The sequence below is a fragment of the Bradyrhizobium ottawaense genome (assembly GCF_002278135.3).
Taxonomy (GTDB): Bacteria; Pseudomonadota; Alphaproteobacteria; order Rhizobiales; family Xanthobacteraceae; genus Bradyrhizobium; species Bradyrhizobium ottawaense.
Window position 1 is genome coordinate 1,171,602 of sequence record NZ_CP029425.2, and the last position, 17,018, is coordinate 1,188,619.

Sequence of the window (17,018 nt, forward strand, 5' to 3'; positions counted from 1 at the left end):
CTGCGCGCGCCCCGGAATGACAGCGGCTAATCCTTCCGAAACACGATCGACGCCATCCATCCCGTCATCAGCGCCATCGCGGCGGTGACGAGGCCATAGATCAGCCCATTCTGCCTGGCGGTGGTAGCGACGAACTGCTCGAAGCCGACCTTGACGATCTCGAACGCGGTCTCGGTCTTGCCGATGAACGCGCCGTTCGCAAACAGTCTGATCTCGACCTCGTAGGTGCCGATCGGCACCTCCGCCGGCAGCGGAATGCCGGTGCGAAACAGGGTCGGCGTCAGGAACGTCACCGCGCTCGGATCCTCGCGATAGAGCCCGCGCTGGGTGCGCAGGCGGATGAAGGCCGAGCGGAATGCGTCGTTCGGCACCACGTCGGCATAATCGCCGCCGACCCGCTGCGTCAGCAGCACATTGTTCAGCCCGATCTGCTGCCGCCGCGCGATCTCGGGCGAGGTGATCGCCTCAAAGGGACGGTTGGCGAACAGCGCCAGATAGCTCGGCACCTGCAGGAACTGCCGGTAGTCGGTGTTGATCCAGATGCCGAAGGTGCGCTCCTTGCGCCGCGTCATCATGTCGGCGCGCGGGCCCATCACGGTGACGACGAGATCATAGGCGGTGCGATCGGCGGGCGTCGTCGCGTCCTTCTCGACCGAGCCGAACAGCACCAGCTCCTCGCCGGAATAGTTCGGTGTCACCGTGACGCGGTGGTTGGACACCGACACGATCAGCCGCTCGGCGCGCGCGGCTGATCCGAGCAGCAGGACGAGCAGGAATGCGAGAGCTGCGCGCATCATCCGCTCACCCCCAGCTCGCGGATGGTGAAGAGATCCTCCGGCCGGATCACCAACTCGATCGCGAAGCGGATTCCGACCGAGAGGATCAAGAGGCCGAGCAGCAGCCGCAGCTGCTCGCCGCGGATCTTCTGCCCGGCGCGGACGCCGAATTGCGCGCCGGTGACGCCGCCGACCATCAGGATCAGCGCCAGCACGGCGTCGACGAGGTGATTGGTCACCGCATGCAGCATGGTCGCGAACAGCATCGTGACGAGCGTCAGGACCATCGAGGTCCCGATCACCGTCGACGTCGGCACCCTCAGCAGATAGATCATGATCGGCACCAGGATGAAGCCGCCGCCGATGCCCATGATGGCGCCGATGAAGCCGATCATGATGCCGACGATCACCACGGGGATGACGGAGAGATAGATCTTTGAGCGCTTGAAGCGCATCTTCAGCGGCAGGCCGTGGATCCAGTTGTGGGTGCGGCGTGGCGGCAGCGCGCCGCGCCGGGTTCGCATCAGCGCGCGCAGCCCTTCCGAGAACATCAGGCTGCCGACGGTGCTGAGCAGCACCACGTAGGAGAGCGCGATCATCAGATCGAGCTGGCCGAGCGCGCGAAGCTGCGTGAAGGTCCACACACCGAGCGCCGTGCCGGTCACGCCGCCGCAGAGCAGGACGCTCGCCAGCGCCGGATCGATCGCGCGCCGTCGCCAGTAAGACAGCGCGCCGGAAAAGGAGGAGGCTGCAATGTGGCTCGTGACCGAGGCGACCGCAACCGCCGGCGTGATGCCGATGAAGATCAGCAGCGGCGTCATCAGGAAGCCGCCGCCGATTCCGAACATCCCCGAGACGAAGCCGACCGCGGCGCCCATGGCGAGCACCAGGAAGACGTTGACGGGAAGATCGGCGATCGGAAGATAGAGCTGCATCGAAGAACCATACGCCGGCGAGACGGATCGATTGTCGCGGAATGCTCGCGGGAAGGTCGGAACGGTTGCCGCGCCCCTCAATAGCGGAATTTGCGGTTGGGAGGGACCGGGAATTTCGGGCTTGGTGAATGGGCTAAGAGGGATCAGATCACTGCTTCGCTGTGAGGCGAGGATTCCGCCACATTCGCCGCTGTCATGCCCCGGCTTGACCGGGGCACCAGTACGCCGCAGCTTCTCCGTATCCAACCGACGTCTCTGGAATACCGGGTCGCCCGGTCAAGCCGAGCGACGACAGAGAAAGCGTACTAAACCGCCCTTAATGTGCTGCCGAGGCCGAGCGCTTGGTCGCGACTTGCTTCGGCGCCGGCTTTGCATTCGCCTGCGGCGCGCTGTCCCAGCCGCCATTCGGGGCCGGAACGTTGACGGCGTCGTCGGGCTGCGGCTCGGCGCTGAAGGTCTGGATCGCGAGCTTGGCGGCCGCGAGCGATTGCGGGTCGAGACGCTTGGCGACGTCGTCGCGCTTGCCGGAGGCGTCCGCATCACCCTGGGCAGCTGCGAGGCTGAACCATTTGTAGGATTCGGCGAGGTTCTGTTCGACGCCGATGCCGCGGGCATAGAGGATGCCGAGGTTGAACTGGCTGTCGGCAACGCCGCGATCGGCGGCCTTGCGGAACCATTGCGCCGCGCTCTTGTAGTTGGCGCCGCGTCCGCCGCCATCGGCGTCGAGCACCGCGAGATTGTGCATCGCCTTGGCGTTGCCGCGCTCGGCGGCCTGGGTGTAGTAGCGGCGGGCGATGTCGGCGTCCTTCTTCACGCCGAGGCCCTTTTCGTAGAGTGTGCCGAGGCGGAAGGTCGCGGGCACCACGCCGGCCTGCGCCGCGCGGTCGTACCATTTGGCCGCTTCGTCGTAATTCGTGGCAACTCCCTTGCCTTCGGCAAAGCGCAAGCCGATCTCGTAGGCCGCGGTCGCATCGCCCTTCATCGCGGCGGTGCGCAGCACCGGGCCGCCGATGCCGTCAGGCAGCTTTTCGCTCGGCGGCACCTGGATCATGCTGAGCTTGGCGCGGCTCGTGCCCGACAGCGCGCCGGTGACGTCGCTGCTCGCGGCAGGCGGCGGCACAGAGGCGGCGGGCGCCGGCGGAATTTCAACCGAGGCCGAGTTGCCCGAATTGGCGGCGGGAGCCGGCGCGGCGTTGTTCTGGGACTGCCGTCCGATCGGCGTCGGCGAGGTCATCGATGGCGTGACCTGCTCGGGCGTGGCCGGCTTGTTCTCGATCACCGGCGGTGGCGGTGCGGCCTGCGGCGCGGGCTGGCTCAACGTATTGTCCATGGCCTGCGGCGCGGGCGGCGGGCTGCCCTCGAGCAGGTTCATCGCCATCTTGAAGGTGCCGAGCACGATCACGACCACGCTCGCGCCGACCAGCAGCGAGCGGATCTTCGAGGTGATGGTCGAGCTGCCGTCCTTGCCCTTGTCCTTGCCGCGATCGGCGCCGGCCTTCGCACTACCCTTGGCACCGCGGGCCGGCTTTTCCGGCTGCGCGGCGGCGGCCTGGGCGGCACGGCGGGCGGCCGCGATGAAGCTCGACGACGACACCGGCTCTTTCGGCGCAGCGGGAATGTCGCTGATCGCGCTCTCGGAGGCGGCGATGCGCTCCGATGGCGTGGCGAGGCGTCCGCCCGGCCGTGTGCCCGGCTCGAGCGGATGATCCGGCGGTAATTCCGGCGCGAGCGCGGTGCGCGCGGGCGCCGTGTGCGGCTCCAGGATCTCGCTGATCGCGCGCGGCGGCACCGGTGGTGCCGATGGCACCGGCGGCGGCGCGGCAGGGGCAGCGGCATGGAATTCACGCGGCGCGGCGGAGAAAGCGGCTTGGGCGAAGGCGCCTTGGGCCTGTTGCGGCGCGTGGGCCTGCTGCTGCGCGGCGGGGTTCGGCAGCTCCGGCTTCGGATCGTATTTCGGCTGCTGCTGGGCTTGCGGCCGCGGCCCGCGCGCCATCGGCGGCGCGGGCTCCATGTTAGCGGCCATCGGCATCGGCGCGGGCATCGGCTGCGGCGCGGGGGCCGGCGGCGCGGTGCGCACCGCGCGCAGATCGCCCTCGATCATGGAGAGGCGGTCGACGACATGGCCGAGCGCGCTATGGACGGCGTCGAGCGAGTCCTGCGTGCTGCGGTTGGTCTCGGCCTGGCTGAAGCGGATGTCGGACAGCTCGCGCTTGACCAGATCGACCATTCCGGAATCGGTCGGGGCTGCGGAGCTGCGGCTCTCGGCCAGCGCGGAATAGGTCGCCTGCTGCCGCTCGAGGTGACGCAGGATGTCGTGCAGCCCGTCCTCGACGCGGCTCAAATTGCCGTTGCGCGGATCGGCGGCGGCTTCGATCCGCTCCAGCAAATACGAGACGCGCTGTTCGAGATGCGCAAAGGTCGAGGCCGAATCGTTGCCGACCTGCATGCGGTCGAAGCGGTCCGACAGCGCGCGGATCGCGGATTCCAGGTGCTCGGTGCTCTCGGTCGGCTGCGGCCGCTCGCGCGTTTCCAGCGCCGCGGTGAGCGCCGCGATGCGCTGCTCCAGCACCGCGAAGCTGTCGCCCTGGCCGGAGGCGCGGGTGACCTGGTCGACCTTGGACGACAGCAGCTGCACGTCTTCGGACAGGCGTGCCAGCGCTTCGTTGGACGCGACGTTGGAGACGATGCCGCGCAGTGCCGTGATCGCGCCTTCGAGCTGGCGCACCGTCGAGGGATCGTCATTGGCGCGCAGGATCAGGTCGAGCTTGGCGCCGAGATTGCGGATCGCCTCGTCATAGCCGGTGAGCTGCTCGGCCGGCGTCAGCGTGCGCAGCACCTGCTTGATGTCGGACAGCGCGTGCTCGATGCCCGACAGGACCTGGCCGTCGGTGCCGTTGGAACGCGTCTCGTCGATCCGGCGGTGCAGCGAGCGGATCTCGTTCTCGATCGATTCGATCGCGCGCCGCGGCATCGCCTCGGTGATGGCGGCGCGGATCTCGGCAAGCTCGCTGCGGAAGGCGTTGATCGCCTGCTCGGTATTGTCGGGGCGCTGCAGCGACTCGATCTGGCTCGTGATCTTGAGCAGATGGCGCTCGAGCGCGGAAAAATCCGGCCCCGGCTGCGGTGGCGGCGGAGCATAGGCAGGCGCGGGTGGCGCCATCGGAGGTGCGACAGGAGCGGCCCAGGGCGCAGCATTGGGCGCGATCGAGGGCGCGGCGCGCGGCGGCATTTGCCGCGGCGTGAAGCCCTCGAGCTCGCTCTGCCGCGCGGTGATCTCGGCGACGGCGACGTCGAACGAGGCGGGGCTCAAGGGCGGGGAGTTGCGATAGACCTGCGCTGCCGCACGCTCGACCGCATCGGCCTGGCGCTGGCGCGTGTCGGCCGGCGCCGGGCGCTGAGCCGGGGGCTGCTGCGGTTGAGGCTGCTGCGGCCGGGAGATTTGCGACAGCCGCGCATCGAGCCGCGAGATCGCATCGTTGAGCTGGCGCGCGACGCCTTGCTCGCGCGAGGCGTCTGGCCGCGAAGGGTCCTGTCGCGACGAATCCTGTCGGGACGAATCCTGTCGTGAAGAGTCTTGGCGCTGCGCGGGCTTGGAGATCCGTTCGATCTGCTGGGTGATCGCGTCGAGCCGCTGGTGGATGTCGGCGACTTCGCGGCTTTCCTGGCTCGGTCCCCGGGTTTGAACGTGCGGGGCTTGCGGACGCTGGTCGTAGGATTCGCGAAAGTTAGGGGGAGCAGTCTCGCCGAGGGTGGAGTTCAGCCAATCGTTGAGTGACATGCCGGCGCGACGCGCAGCAGCTTCGGCCCGCTCCCGGACGGATGGATCGATGCCGTCAACACTCCACGATACGCGCGAATTCATGACTCTGTCCGGTTCCGACTCCGGCGCCCCACCCGGCGCCTCCAGCCTTCCCTCGCGTGCCGGTTGCAAAGACAATCGGATTTGGCGCGGGTCGTCTGCCTCGAAAACCGACTTTTTCCTGTTACGGTAAATAACGGGTTAAGGAACGCGTCGCCGGTGTCTTAAAGTTGGGCGGGGGGAACCAACGATGCTCGTCATGCCCGGGCTTGTCCCGGGCATCCACGTTCTTCGGTGTCGCGCGATAGGTCGTGGATGGCCGGGACAAGCCCGGCCATGACGGTGAGGAGGCGGCTACTAGCCTCCGCCCTTCTCGCGCTTGCCCTCGTCCAGCGGCACCACCGTGGCCTTGCCGGTCATCGCCGACAGCGCATCGAGCGCCTCTTCGCAGAAGTCGGCGACCATCTGTTCGTGACGGGCGCCGAGCCGGAGCAGGAGCAGGTTGCCGAGATCGAGCCGGCCTTCCGCCGTTCCCTCCGGGAAGCGCTTCTTCAGGATGCGTTCGTAATTGGCGTGGCGGTCGCGGTGGTGCTCCAGGCGGGCCATCAGGTCGGTGCGCAGCGGCTCGATGTCGATGCTGTCGAGCGCATGGAGGCGGACCAGGAGATCGTCCTTGGTCGAGGCTGGCGTGCTTGGTCGCGCGGCCCAGTGCCGCAGCGCTGTTCGCCCCTCCGGAGTGAGCGTATAAACCAGCTTGTTGGGCTTGCCCGATTGCACGACCTCGCGGCCCTGGATGTGGCCGCGGTCGCGCAGCTTGGAGAGCTCGCGGTAGATCTGCTGGTGGTCGGCTTTCCAGAAGAAGCCGATCGAGGAGTCGAATGTCTTGGCGAGCTCGTAGCCCGTCATGGGGCGTTCCGTCAGGCATGCGAGGATTGCGTCGCCCAGTGCCATGACCGGCCTCCTTCTTCTCTTCGACCCGAACCAATCGGCTTGACTTTATGCGCATTGGCGCATATGCGTCAATGTGCATATGAGGCGATCAGGGACGGGCTGTAGATCCGACCCGAAAAACCCAGCGGAATCAATCAGCACGCAACTGTGCATGGGGTTGTTTTCGCGATTTTTGCCAAGGCCTTTAGGGAGGCACCCGACAATGACCGGCCTCGACTCCTGGTACGGCTACATGAAGTCCCACGACCGCACTGCGCTTTGGGACTTGCTTCATCCCGACGCCGTCTTCGAAAGTCCCGTCGTGCATTCGCCGCAGCGCGGGCGCGACATCACATTCAAATACCTTTCCAGCGCCGAGAAGGTGCTCGGCGGTCCCGGCTTCACCTATGTCGGTGAGTGGACGCGCGAACGCGGCGCCGTGCTCGAATTCAAGACCATGATCGACGGCATCGAGATCAACGGCGTCGACATCATCAGCTTCGATGCCGAGGGACGCATCACGCATTTCAAGGTGATGGTGCGTCCGCTCAAGGCGATCAACATGCTGCACCGCCTGATGGCGGAGCAGTTGGCTGCCCAATCATGACCCTGCCCTGAGGTTGCAGAACCCGCTAAGCTCGCGGGCAAGGCTGCGCCGCAGGACCGTTCAGAGAATTCCACCACTTCAAGCCCATGCCGGGAGACCGCAATGCCGATCTACAAAGCCCCCGTCGAAGACGTGAACTTCCTGCTCAACGACGTCTTCCAGATCGACCGCTACGACAATCTCACCGGCTTCTCCGATGCGTCGAGCGATGTGCGCGAAGCCATTTTGGGTGAAGCCGCCAAGCTCGCCGAAGAGGTGCTGCAGCCGCTCAATCGCGTCGGCGATCTCGAAGGCTGCAAGCGCACTGATGACGGCAACGTCACCACGCCGAAGGGCTTCAAGGATGCGTTCAGGCAGGTCGCCGAAGGCGGCTGGCTCGGTCTGTCGGCGCCGACCGAGTTCGGCGGGCAGGGCCTGCCGGTGACGCTGAGCCAGGCCGTCAACGAATTCCAGATCTCTGCCAACATGGCGTTCTCGATGTATGGCGGCCTCACCATGGGCGCGACCGCGGCGCTGATCGTTCATGGTTCGCCCGAGCAGAAGAAGACCTACGTGCCGAAGATGGTCGCCGGCGAATGGACCGGCACCATGAACCTGACCGAGCCGCATTGCGGCACCGATCTCGGCATGCTCCGCACCAAGGCGGTGCGCCAGGCCGACGGCAGCTTCAAGATCACGGGCACCAAGATCTTCATCTCGGCCGGTGAGCATGATCTTGCCTCCAACATCATCCACCTCGTGCTCGCCCGCATCGAGGGCGCACCCGCCGGCATCAAGGGCGTGTCGCTGTTCGTGGTGCCCAAGTTCCTTGTGAATCCGGATGGCTCAGTCGGTGCCCGCAACGGCGTCGTCTGCGGCTCGATCGAGCACAAGATGGGCATCCACGGCAATTCGACCTGCGTGATGAACTACGACAGCGCCACCGGCTGGCTGATCGGCGAAGAGAACAAGGGCATGCAGGGCATGTTCGTGATGATGAACGAGGCGAGGCTCGGCGTCGCCGTGCAGGGCCTCGCGCAGTCCGAGGTCGCCTACCAGAACGCGGTCGCCTATGCCCGCGAGCGCATCCAGGGCCGCTCGCTCACCGGCGTCAAGGCGCCGGACAAGCAGGCCGACCCGATCATCGTGCATCCCGACGTGCGCCGCACGCTGCTCTCGATCCGCGCCTTCAACGAAGCCGCGCGTGCCTTCGTGATGTGGACCGCGCTGAAGAGCGACGTCGCCCATCGCTCCGAAGACCCGAAGGACCGCCAGGCCGCCGACGACCACATGGGCCTGATGACGCCGGTGCTGAAGGGCTTCCTCACCGATTACGGTTTTGCCAACGCGGTGCAGGCGCAGCAGATGTATGGCGGCCACGGCTACATCGCCGAGCAGGGCATGGAGCAGTTCGTGCGCGATGCCCGCATCGCCATGATCTATGAAGGCGCCAACGGTATCCAGGCGCTCGACCTCGTCGGCCGCAAGCTGCCGCGCGACGGTGGCCGCGCCATCATGGCCTTCTTCGGCGAGGTCATGGCCTTTGCCAAGGAGAACGGCGGCGACGAGGCGCTCAAGCCCTTCATCGCGCCGCTCTCGGCCTCGCTCGGCCATCTCCAGCAGGCCACGACCTGGCTGATGCAGAACGCGATGGCGAAGCCTGACAATGCCGGCGCCGCCGCAACTGATTACCTGCATCTGTTCGGGTTCGTCGCGCTCGGCTACATGTGGGCGAAGATGGCGAAGGTGACGAATGCCAAGATTGCCGAGAGCGGGGCCACGCCCTATCTCTCCACCAAGCTCGTCACCGGTCGTTTCTTCATGGAGCGGATGCTGCCGGAGACCGCCGCCAATCTCGCGCGCATCCAGGCCGGCTGCGCCACCATCATGGAATTGCCGGCGGAAGCGTTCTGAGGCTTCCCGCTTCACCAATGATTGCGACCGCGCCGCGGTCGCCACCAACATAACTGCAATCAGGAGGCTCCCATGGCAGATGCCTATATCTACGATCACGTCCGCACCCCCCGCGGCCGCGGCAAGGCTGACGGTTCGTTGCACGAAGTGACCGCGCTCGCGCTCGCCACCGTGCCGCTGAAGGCGCTGAAGGACCGCAACAACCTGCCGCAGGATTCCGTCGACGACGTCATCCTCGGCGTGGTCGATCCGGTCGGCGAAGCCGGCTCCGACATCGCGCGCTTTGCCGCACTGAAGGCAGGTCTCGGCGAAGCCGTGCCCGGCGTGCAGATCAGCCGCTTCTGCGCCTCCGGCCTCGATGCCGTGAACTTCGCCGCCGCGCAGGTGATGAGTGGCCAGCATGAGCTGGTGATCGGCGGCGGCGCGGAATCGATGAGCCGCGTCGGCATCGGCGCCTCCGGCGGTGCGTGGCCGATGGATCCCTCGATGGCGGTGCCGGCCTATTTCATGCCGCAGGGCGTCTCGGCCGATCTGATCGCGACCAAATACGGCTTCTCGCGCGACGACGTCGATGCCTATGCCGTGCAGAGCCAGCAGCGTGCCGCGAAGTCGTGGGAGGAAGGCCGCTTCGACAAATCGATCGTCCCGGTGAAGGACATCAACGGCCTCACCATCCTGGCCAAGGACGAGCATATGCGTCCCTCGACGACGATGCAGTCGCTGGCGCAGCTGCAGCCGTCGTTCACGATGATGGCGCAGATGGGCGGCTTCGACGGTGTCGCGCTGCAGTCGCACCCCGAGATCGAACGCGTCAATTACGTGCACCACGCCGGCAACTCGTCGGGCATCGTCGACGGCGCCGGCGCCGTGCTGCTCGGCAGCAAGGAGGCGGGAGCGAAATACGGCCTGAAGCCGCGTGCAAAAATCCGTGCGTTCGCCAACATTGGCTCCGAGCCCGCGATGATGCTGACCGGCCCGGTCGACGTCACCGAAAAGCTGTTCGCGCGCTCCGGCATGAAGAAGTCGGACATCGATCTGTTCGAGCTCAACGAGGCCTTCGCCTCGGTCGTGCTGCGCTACATCCAGGCCTTCGACATCGACAACGCCAAGATCAACGTCAATGGCGGCGCCATCGCGCTCGGCCATCCGCTCGGCGCGACCGGTGCGATGATCCTCGGCACCGTGCTCGACGAGCTCGAGCGCACCAACAAGTCCACCGCCCTCGTCACGCTGTGCATCGGCGGCGGCATGGGCACCGCGACCATCATCGAGCGGGTGTAGGTCCGTAGGGTGGGTTAGCCGAAGGCGTAACCCACCTCTTCTGTCTCCGCAGCGAAAGACCGTGGTGGGTTACGCTTCGCTAACCCACCCTACGAGATCTCAAGTCAACCGCCGCGCCTGAGATCGGCTGCGGCACCGAGGAGCAACCAACATGACTTACAAGAATTTCAAGGTTGAGACCGATTCCGACGGCATCGCGCTCGTTACCTGGGACATCCCGGGCCGCTCGATGAACGTGCTCGACGAGACCTCGACCAACGAGCTCGACGCGATCGTCAAGGCGACCACCGCGGATGCCGCGGTGAAGGGCGTCGTCATTACCTCCGCCAAGGAGGCATTCTGCGCCGGCGCCGACCTGTCGATGCTCGAAGGCATGAACCAGGCTTACGCCAAGGTGTTCAAGGAGCAGGGCGAGACCGCCGCGAACCAGATGCTGTTCGACCAGAGCCGCCGCTTCTCGCTGGTGCTGCGCTCGATCGAGACGTCAGGCAAGCCGTGGGCGGCCGCGATCAACGGGCTCGCGCTCGGCGGTGGCTTCGAAATCACGCTGTGCTGCCACTATCGCGTCGCCGCGGAGAATCCCAAGACCCGCCTCGGCCTGCCCGAGGTCAAGGTCGGCCTGTTCCCCGGTGCCGGCGGTACGCAGCGCGTGCCGCGCCTGGTGCCGCCACAGGACGCGATGACGATCCTGCTCAAGGGCGATCCGGTCACGATCGAGAAGGCGAAGGCGCTGAACCTGATCCACGCCATCGTTCCCGCCGCCGACCTCATCAAGGCCGCGAAGGACTGGATCAAGGGCGGCGGCAAGGCGGTCGCGCCCTGGGACGAGAAGGGCTTCAAGCTGCCCGGCGGCCCGGTGTTCTCCAAGGCCGGCATGATGATGTTCCCGGCGGGAAACGCGATCTATCGCCGCGAGACCTACGACAATTATCCGGCCGCGCGCGCCATCATGAGCTGCGTCTATGAGGGCCTGCAGTTGCCGATCGACGCCGCGCTGCGGGTGGAGTCGCGCTACTTCACCTCGGTGCTGCGCTCGAAGGAAGCGGCCGCGATGATCCGCAGCCTGTTCCTGTCGATGCAGGAGCTCAACAAGGGCGCGCGCCGCCCGAAGGACGTGCCTGCGACCAAGGTGAAGAAGATCGCCGTGATCGGCGCCGGCTTCATGGGCGCGAGCGTCGGCTACGTCTCGGCCCGCGCCGGCCTCGACGTCGTCCTGATCGACCGCGACCAGGAGAGCGCCGACAAGGGCAAGGCCCATGCGCAGAAGGTGATCGAGGATCAGATCAAGAAGGGCCGGGCCAAGCCCGCGGATGCCGAAGCGCTGCTCGCGCGCATCACGCCCACCGCGGACTATGCGGCGCTGAAGGACGTCGACCTCGTCATCGAGGCCGTGTTCGAGGACCGCAAGGTCAAGGCTGATACCTTCGCCAAGGCGCAGGAGCACATGAAGCCGGACGTGATCTTCGCGTCGAACACCTCGACGCTGCCGATCACCTCCCTGGCCGAGAGCTTCAAGGACCAAGGCAAGTTCGTCGGCATCCACTTCTTCTCGCCGGTCGAGAAGATGATGCTGGTCGAGATCATCAAGGGCAAGAACACCGGCGACCTCGCGCTCGCGACCGCGCTCGACTACGTCCGGCAGATCGGCAAGACGCCGATCGTCGTCAACGACTCCAGAGGGTTCTTCGCCAATCGCTGCGTCGGCCGCTACGTCGCCGAAGGCAACGAGATGTTCCTCGAGGGCGTGCCGCCCGCGATGATCGAGAACTGCGCCAAGATGGCCGGCATGCCGGTCGGCCCGCTCTCGCTCTCCGACGAGGTCGCGCTCGATCTCGGCCTCAAGATCATGAAGGCGACGGAGGCCGATCTCGGCCCCAACGCCATCAATCCAGATCAGAAGAAGCTGATGGTGGAGATGGTCGAGAAGCAGGGCCGCTTGGGGCGCAAGAACAGCAAGGGCTTTTACGACTATCCCGAGAAGGGCAAGGGTCAGAAGAGCCTGTGGCCGGGCCTCTCGGCCTTGCAGCCGAAGCAGCTCGACCCTGATACGCTCGATATCGAGGAGCTGAAGCAGCGCTTCCTGGTGGTGCAGGCGGTGGAAGCCGCGCGCACGGTCGAGGACCACGTCATCACCGATCCGCGCGAGGCCGATGTCGGCTCCATCCTCGGCTTCGGCTTCGCGCCGTTCACCGGCGGCACGCTGTCCTATATCGACTTCATGGGCACCAAGAAGTTCGTCGAGCTCTGCCACAAGCTGGAAGCGAAGTACGGCTCGCGCTTCACGCCGCCGAAGCTGCTGGAGGAGATGGCGGCGAAGGGCGAGACCTTCTACGGCCGCTTCGCGCCGAAGAAGGCGGCGGCCTGACGGGGGCCGGGCCACGCAGAAACAAAAGGCCGGATCATCGATCCGGCCTTTCTGTTTGCTGTCGCCGAATGGCGAGAAAACGCCGCTCCAAATCCCGCCCGGCGCGCTCGCTCCGCCCTGGCACCGCTCTTGCTGACGATGCATCGGATGGCTCGTTAGCATTGAAGGTGTCCCGCAATGATCCCCACGGTGTTTCAAGACAGCGCAGCCGGCGTTGCCGCGAGATACGCCCCCTTCTTGCGGCTGGGGCAGCCGTGGCCGCGCCGCAGGCTCCTCCGGCGGCGCAGAAAAATCCCCTCCTGGGTCGGCTTGGCGCTACTCGTTCTCTTCATCGATATGGCGATGGCCGTGCTTGCCTGGGTCGCCGTCGACGTCGTCCTGCATTGAGAGCTCGCCTCTGTGCACAAAGCGCGTCGCCGCCAAATAGGCGACCTGGCCGGCAATCAGGCAGCCGACAACGATGGGAATGCCCGTCCAAAATCCGAATCCCGAGGTCTGAAGGACCGTTGCGACGAGGATCGCGGTCGCCGGCGAGACCAGCAACAGACTCCAGACTCGGAAGAAGAGTCCCGCCGCCACGCCGGTGATCGTGCTCGCGAGCAAGAGGAGGAGTACGGTTGTCACGAGAGCTTCCCAGTTCAGGCCGCATCGCGGTACATGGCTGAAGTTGAGCCAACTGGATTGCTCTCACAACGATGGTGATCTCTGCCGCACACACAAGGCGGAGTTATTGTTAACTCCGACAATGCTCGTAAAATTGATGCCCAGGACCTCGCGAACGTCCGGGCTTCGGCAACTGGTTCAAGCAAAAGAGCCGGATCGCCGATCCGGCTCTTCGTCGTCTCGAACGTCGTGCGCTGGTCTTACTTCGCCTGCGCGAGGCCTTCCTTCTTCAGCGCTTCCTGCACTTGCGGCCGCGCCTCGACGCGGGCCTTGTAGGCGGCAAGGTTCGGCATCGCGGAGAGGTCGAACTTCATCCGCTCGCCCCAGGTCAGCATCGTGAACAGATAGCCGTCGGCGACCGTGAACTGCTTGCCCATGAGGTAGTCGCGGCCGGCGAGCTGGCTGTCGATATATTTCAGCTTGCCCATGACGCGATCCCTGAAGAAAGCCTTGGCTTCGTCGTTCAGGGCCGGCGCGAACATCGGACCGAAGCTCTTGTGCACCTCCGAGGTGAGGAAATTCAGCCACTCCAGCAGCTTGTAGCGCTCGGAACTGCCATGGGCGGGCGCCAGTGCCTTGCTTGATGCCTGATCGGCGATCATCTGGACAATCACCGGGCCTTCGGTCACGATCTCACCGCTGTCGAGGCCCAGCGCAGGGACCTGGCCCTTTGGGTTCAGCTTCAGATAGTCCTCACCATTTTCGAGCTTCTTGGCCCGGATATCGACCTTGACCAGCTCATAGGGCAGGCCGGCTTCGAGGAGCGCGATGTGGGGGGACAGCGAGCAGGCACCGGGCGAATAGTACAGTTTCATGGAATTTCCTCCTCTTGACGCTTGGTTCGGCCGAAAGAACGACTACATGCAACTGCTTGAAATAGTCAAGATTGATGCAGCTGCATCAAATGGGGTAAGAGACGGACGACGAGCTTGAGCGGGACCATGAAACGCAAACCATCGACCGAGGCGACTTCCGCCTGGATCCGCCTGATGCGGGTACAGAGCCGCGTGCTCGATTGCGTCGAGCAGGATCTGAAGAAGGCAGGCTTCCCGCCGTTGGCATGGTATGACGCGCTGCTCGAATTGTCGCGGGCTCCCTCGGGCGAGCTGAGGCCGGTGGAACTCGAACGGCAGATGCTGATCCCGCAATATTCCACCTCGCGCCTGATCGACCGCCTGGTCGACGAGGGCCTCGCCTCGCGGCGCGAATGCAAGATCGACAAGCGCGGCCAGTTCGTCGAGATCACGGAAGCCGGCCGCGAGCTGCAGAAGCGGATGTGGAGCGCCTATTCGGCTGCGATCGAGAAATATGTCGGTTCGAAACTGTCCGATGCCGATGCCGTCAAGCTCAGCGGCCTGCTCGACCGCCTGGGCTGCTCGTGCGGCGAGATGAAACTGCCGCCCGTCGCCAACGTCAACGAAACCTCGCCGTCGCGATGATCGCGCGGCACACCAGCTCGTCCGTGCGCCCGGTGGGTTCGCGGACCATCCCGTCACCCGCGCGCGTTCGATCGAAGCGCCTTTTGATTAGAGTTTGATATGGCGCGAGACCAGATCGATATGACGCCGCTGCAATCGCGCGACGAGCTCGTTTCGTGGTTCGAGGAAGGCTGCAAGGACCCGTCCGAATTCCGCATGGGCACCGAGCACGAGAAGACGCCGTTCACGCTCGAGGGCCACCGTCCGGTGCCTTACGAGGGTGCGCGCGGCATCGGTGCGTTGCTCGAAGGCATGAAGCTCCTGCTCGGCTGGGAGCCGATCATGGAGAAGGGCAACATCATCGGCCTCTACGACGTCACCGGCGGCGGTGCGATATCGCTCGAGCCCGGCGGACAGTTCGAGCTCTCCGGCGCGCCGGTCGAGAACGTGCACCAGACCCAGAGCGAGCTGATGGCGCATCTTGCACAGGTGCGCGAGATCGCAACGCCGCTCGGCATCGGCTTCCTCGGTCTCGGCATGACGCCATCCTGGTCGCGCGCCGATATCCCGGTGATGCCCAAGGGCCGCTACAAGATCATGACCAACTACATGCCGAAGGTCGGCCAATACGGCCTCGACATGATGTACCGGACCTGCACGGTGCAGACCAATCTCGACTTCTCCTCCGAAGCCGACATGGTCAAGAAGCTGCGCGTTTCGCTCGCGCTGCAGCCGGTCGCAACCGCCTTGTTCGCCAATTCGCCGTTCACCGAAGGCAAGCCGAACGGCTTCCTGTCCTTCCGCTCCGAGATCTGGCGCGACACCGACAATGCGCGGTCGGGCATGATGCCGTGGGCATTCGAGGACGGCATGGGGTTCGAGCGCTATGTCGACTACGCGCTCGACGTGCCCATGTATTTCGTCAAGCGCGGCGAGGAATACATCGACGTGTCGGGCTCCTCGTTCCGCGCGTTCTTCGACGGCCGCAACAACAACCTTCCCGGCGAGCGTCCGACGCTGTCGGACTGGGCCAACCATCTCTCGACGATCTTCCCGGAGGTGCGGCTCAAGCGCTATCTCGAGATGCGCGGCTCCGACGGCGGCCCGTGGGGCCGGTTGCCGGCGCTGCCGGCGTTCTGGGTCGGGCTGCTCTATGACGACGTCGCGCTCGATGCGGCGTGGGAGATCGTCAAGCACTGGAGCGCGCCCGAGCGTCAGGCCCTGCGCGACGACGTGACGCGCTTCGGCTTCAAGGCGCGGATCAAGAACCGTTATCTGTTCGAGATCGCCAAGGAATGCCTCGTTCTGGCCCATGCCGGCCTGCGCCGGCGCGGCCGCATCGACCAGCTCGGCCGCGACGAAACGCGGCATCTGGAGCCGCTCGACCGCATCATCGATTCCGGCCGGACGCCGGCCGAGGAAATGTTGGACAAGTTCAACGGTCCCTGGAAGGGCTCGGTGGAACCGGCCTACGCGGAATACGCGTTCTAAAGCCTGATCCGGAAAAGCGCGCAGCGGTTTTCCGAAAAGATCATGCTTAAACAACAACCTGAAGCGCGATGACGATTCATCCTCATCGCATCGCGCTTTAGGCCGGTCGGCCCCCGGTCGGGATTCAGCCGTTCATCGCCCATACAGGTTTGCGGCGATCAAATGACCGGCTGAAAAAACCCGAGCGTCGTCAATAACTCGAAAGCTGTTCCGATGGGGAAGGGCCGCCTGTCCGGCGCCGTCATGGCAAAGGTCTTGGCAAAAGTCGTGGTATGCGCCGCGCTGCTTTCGCTCGCATGCGCGAGTGTGCCGGCGCGCGCCCAGACTGCGTTCGACCGGCCCGGCGGCGACTATTTCAGCACGCCGGTCGCTTCAGGCGATCCTGAGGATTGCGCGCTGCTGTGCGAGCGCGACCGCCGCTGCCGCTCGTGGAGCTTCAGCTATCCCGACGTCGAAGGCGGTGCGGCGGTGTGCTGGCTGAAGAACACGGTGCCGGCGCGGGTGCCGGGAAGTTGCTGCATCTCGGGTGTGCGCGGCGCCGGCGTGATCGAACCGCGGGTCGAGGGCGTGGAGACGTCGATCGACCGCCCCGGCGGCGATCTGCGCAATTTCGAGCTCAAGGACGGCGAGGGCGAAGAGGCCTGCAAGGCCGCCTGCACCGCCGACAACAAATGCCGCGCCTTCACCTATGCCCGCCCCGGCTACACCGGGCGCGAAGCGCGTTGCTTCCTGAAAAAGGAAATCAAGCCGCCGCGAAGGAAGGCGGGCTTCACGTCGGGCGTGGTGCGGTAGCGTTGGTGCTCGTGCCCCGGACGCAGGTGCCGTAGGGTGGGCAAAGGCGCCCTTGCGCCGTGCCCACG

At 65.5% G+C, this 17,018-nt stretch carries 13 protein-coding genes; 7 read left to right on the forward strand and 6 right to left on the reverse strand.

The genetic code is table 11. The annotated features are described in order from the left end of the window. Positions 1-26 precede the first annotated feature (26 nt). The 4 genes from CIT37_RS05580 to CIT37_RS05595 all read right to left on the reverse strand — a co-directional run bounded on the left by CIT37_RS05580 (position 27) and on the right by CIT37_RS05595 (position 6,461). A complete protein-coding gene (locus tag CIT37_RS05580) occupies positions 27-797 on the reverse strand; it encodes a TIGR02186 family protein (RefSeq protein WP_095425107.1) in 771 nt (256 codons plus the stop codon). Next, entirely contained in the window at positions 794-1,711 is a 918-nt protein-coding gene (locus tag CIT37_RS05585) for a sulfite exporter TauE/SafE family protein (RefSeq protein WP_028139822.1), read from the reverse strand. The genes CIT37_RS05580 and CIT37_RS05585 overlap by 4 nt, the downstream gene beginning before the upstream one ends. 316 nt (positions 1,712-2,027) lie before the next feature. Beyond that, positions 2,028-5,573 (reverse strand): tetratricopeptide repeat protein, encoded by a 3,546-nt coding sequence (locus CIT37_RS05590; RefSeq protein ID WP_095425108.1) that lies wholly within the window; start codon positions 5,571-5,573, stop codon positions 2,028-2,030. 294 nt (positions 5,574-5,867) lie between these two features. Continuing rightward, on the reverse strand, positions 5,868-6,461 hold the full coding sequence (locus tag CIT37_RS05595) for a PadR family transcriptional regulator (RefSeq protein WP_028139824.1): 594 nt from the start codon (positions 6,459-6,461) through the stop codon (positions 5,868-5,870). A gap of 202 nt (positions 6,462-6,663) precedes the next feature. On the opposite strand from CIT37_RS05595, the gene CIT37_RS05600 reads away from it, so the two are divergent. From CIT37_RS05600 to CIT37_RS05615, 4 genes are all read left to right on the forward strand, one after another. After that, positions 6,664-7,047, forward strand: coding sequence for a nuclear transport factor 2 family protein (locus tag CIT37_RS05600; protein WP_028139825.1), 384 nt, complete (start codon positions 6,664-6,666; stop codon positions 7,045-7,047). A gap of 102 nt (positions 7,048-7,149) precedes the next feature. Next, positions 7,150-8,940, forward strand: a complete 1,791-nt coding sequence (locus CIT37_RS05605; RefSeq protein WP_095425110.1) for an acyl-CoA dehydrogenase C-terminal domain-containing protein — start codon at positions 7,150-7,152, stop codon at positions 8,938-8,940. A 72-nt stretch (positions 8,941-9,012) separates the two neighbouring features. Further along, entirely contained in the window at positions 9,013-10,221 is a 1,209-nt protein-coding gene (locus CIT37_RS05610; protein WP_028139827.1) for an acetyl-CoA C-acetyltransferase, read from the forward strand. Between the two features lie 151 nt (positions 10,222-10,372). After that, positions 10,373-12,586 (forward strand): FAD-dependent oxidoreductase, encoded by a 2,214-nt coding sequence (locus tag CIT37_RS05615; RefSeq protein WP_028139828.1) that lies wholly within the window; start codon positions 10,373-10,375, stop codon positions 12,584-12,586. A 315-nt stretch (positions 12,587-12,901) separates the two neighbouring features. Here CIT37_RS05615 and CIT37_RS05620 read toward each other — a convergent pair whose 3' ends face one another. Both CIT37_RS05620 and gstA read right to left on the reverse strand, forming a co-directional pair. Further along, positions 12,902-13,210 (reverse strand): hypothetical protein, encoded by a 309-nt coding sequence (locus CIT37_RS05620; RefSeq protein WP_152036324.1) that lies wholly within the window; start codon positions 13,208-13,210, stop codon positions 12,902-12,904. Between the two features lie 239 nt (positions 13,211-13,449). Then, complete coding sequence (gstA, locus tag CIT37_RS05625) at positions 13,450-14,064, reverse strand: glutathione transferase GstA (protein WP_038948604.1); 615 nt, start codon at positions 14,062-14,064, stop codon at positions 13,450-13,452. Between the two features lie 126 nt (positions 14,065-14,190). Here gstA and CIT37_RS05630 point away from each other — a divergent pair, with 126 nt between their 5' ends. From CIT37_RS05630 to CIT37_RS05640, 3 genes are all read left to right on the forward strand, one after another. Beyond that, positions 14,191-14,688: a MarR family winged helix-turn-helix transcriptional regulator gene (locus CIT37_RS05630; protein ID WP_018316363.1), complete on the forward strand. Its 498-nt coding sequence runs from the start codon at positions 14,191-14,193 to the stop codon at positions 14,686-14,688. 99 nt (positions 14,689-14,787) lie between these two features. Next, complete coding sequence (locus CIT37_RS05635; protein ID WP_028139831.1) at positions 14,788-16,158, forward strand: glutamate--cysteine ligase; 1,371 nt, start codon at positions 14,788-14,790, stop codon at positions 16,156-16,158. 213 nt (positions 16,159-16,371) lie between these two features. Beyond that, positions 16,372-16,950, forward strand: a complete 579-nt coding sequence (locus tag CIT37_RS05640) for a PAN domain-containing protein (protein WP_028139832.1) — start codon at positions 16,372-16,374, stop codon at positions 16,948-16,950. Positions 16,951-17,018 lie beyond the last annotated feature (68 nt).

Coding starts and splice junctions, on each gene's coding strand:
- CIT37_RS05580 (WP_095425107.1), bottom strand. CDS start 797: ATGATGCGCGCAGCTCTCGCATTCCTGCTCGTCCTGCTGCTCGGATCA.
- CIT37_RS05585 (WP_028139822.1), bottom strand. CDS start 1,711: ATGCAGCTCTATCTTCCGATCGCCGATCTTCCCGTCAACGTCTTCCTG.
- CIT37_RS05590 (WP_095425108.1), bottom strand. CDS start 5,573: ATGAATTCGCGCGTATCGTGGAGTGTTGACGGCATCGATCCATCCGTC.
- CIT37_RS05595 (WP_028139824.1), bottom strand. CDS start 6,461: ATGGCACTGGGCGACGCAATCCTCGCATGCCTGACGGAACGCCCCATG.
- CIT37_RS05600 (WP_028139825.1), top strand. CDS start 6,664: ATGACCGGCCTCGACTCCTGGTACGGCTACATGAAGTCCCACGACCGC.
- CIT37_RS05605 (WP_095425110.1), top strand. CDS start 7,150: ATGCCGATCTACAAAGCCCCCGTCGAAGACGTGAACTTCCTGCTCAAC.
- CIT37_RS05610 (WP_028139827.1), top strand. CDS start 9,013: ATGGCAGATGCCTATATCTACGATCACGTCCGCACCCCCCGCGGCCGC.
- CIT37_RS05615 (WP_028139828.1), top strand. CDS start 10,373: ATGACTTACAAGAATTTCAAGGTTGAGACCGATTCCGACGGCATCGCG.
- gstA (WP_038948604.1), bottom strand. CDS start 14,064: ATGAAACTGTACTATTCGCCCGGTGCCTGCTCGCTGTCCCCCCACATC.
- CIT37_RS05630 (WP_018316363.1), top strand. CDS start 14,191: ATGAAACGCAAACCATCGACCGAGGCGACTTCCGCCTGGATCCGCCTG.
- CIT37_RS05635 (WP_028139831.1), top strand. CDS start 14,788: ATGGCGCGAGACCAGATCGATATGACGCCGCTGCAATCGCGCGACGAG.
- CIT37_RS05640 (WP_028139832.1), top strand. CDS start 16,372: ATGGGGAAGGGCCGCCTGTCCGGCGCCGTCATGGCAAAGGTCTTGGCA.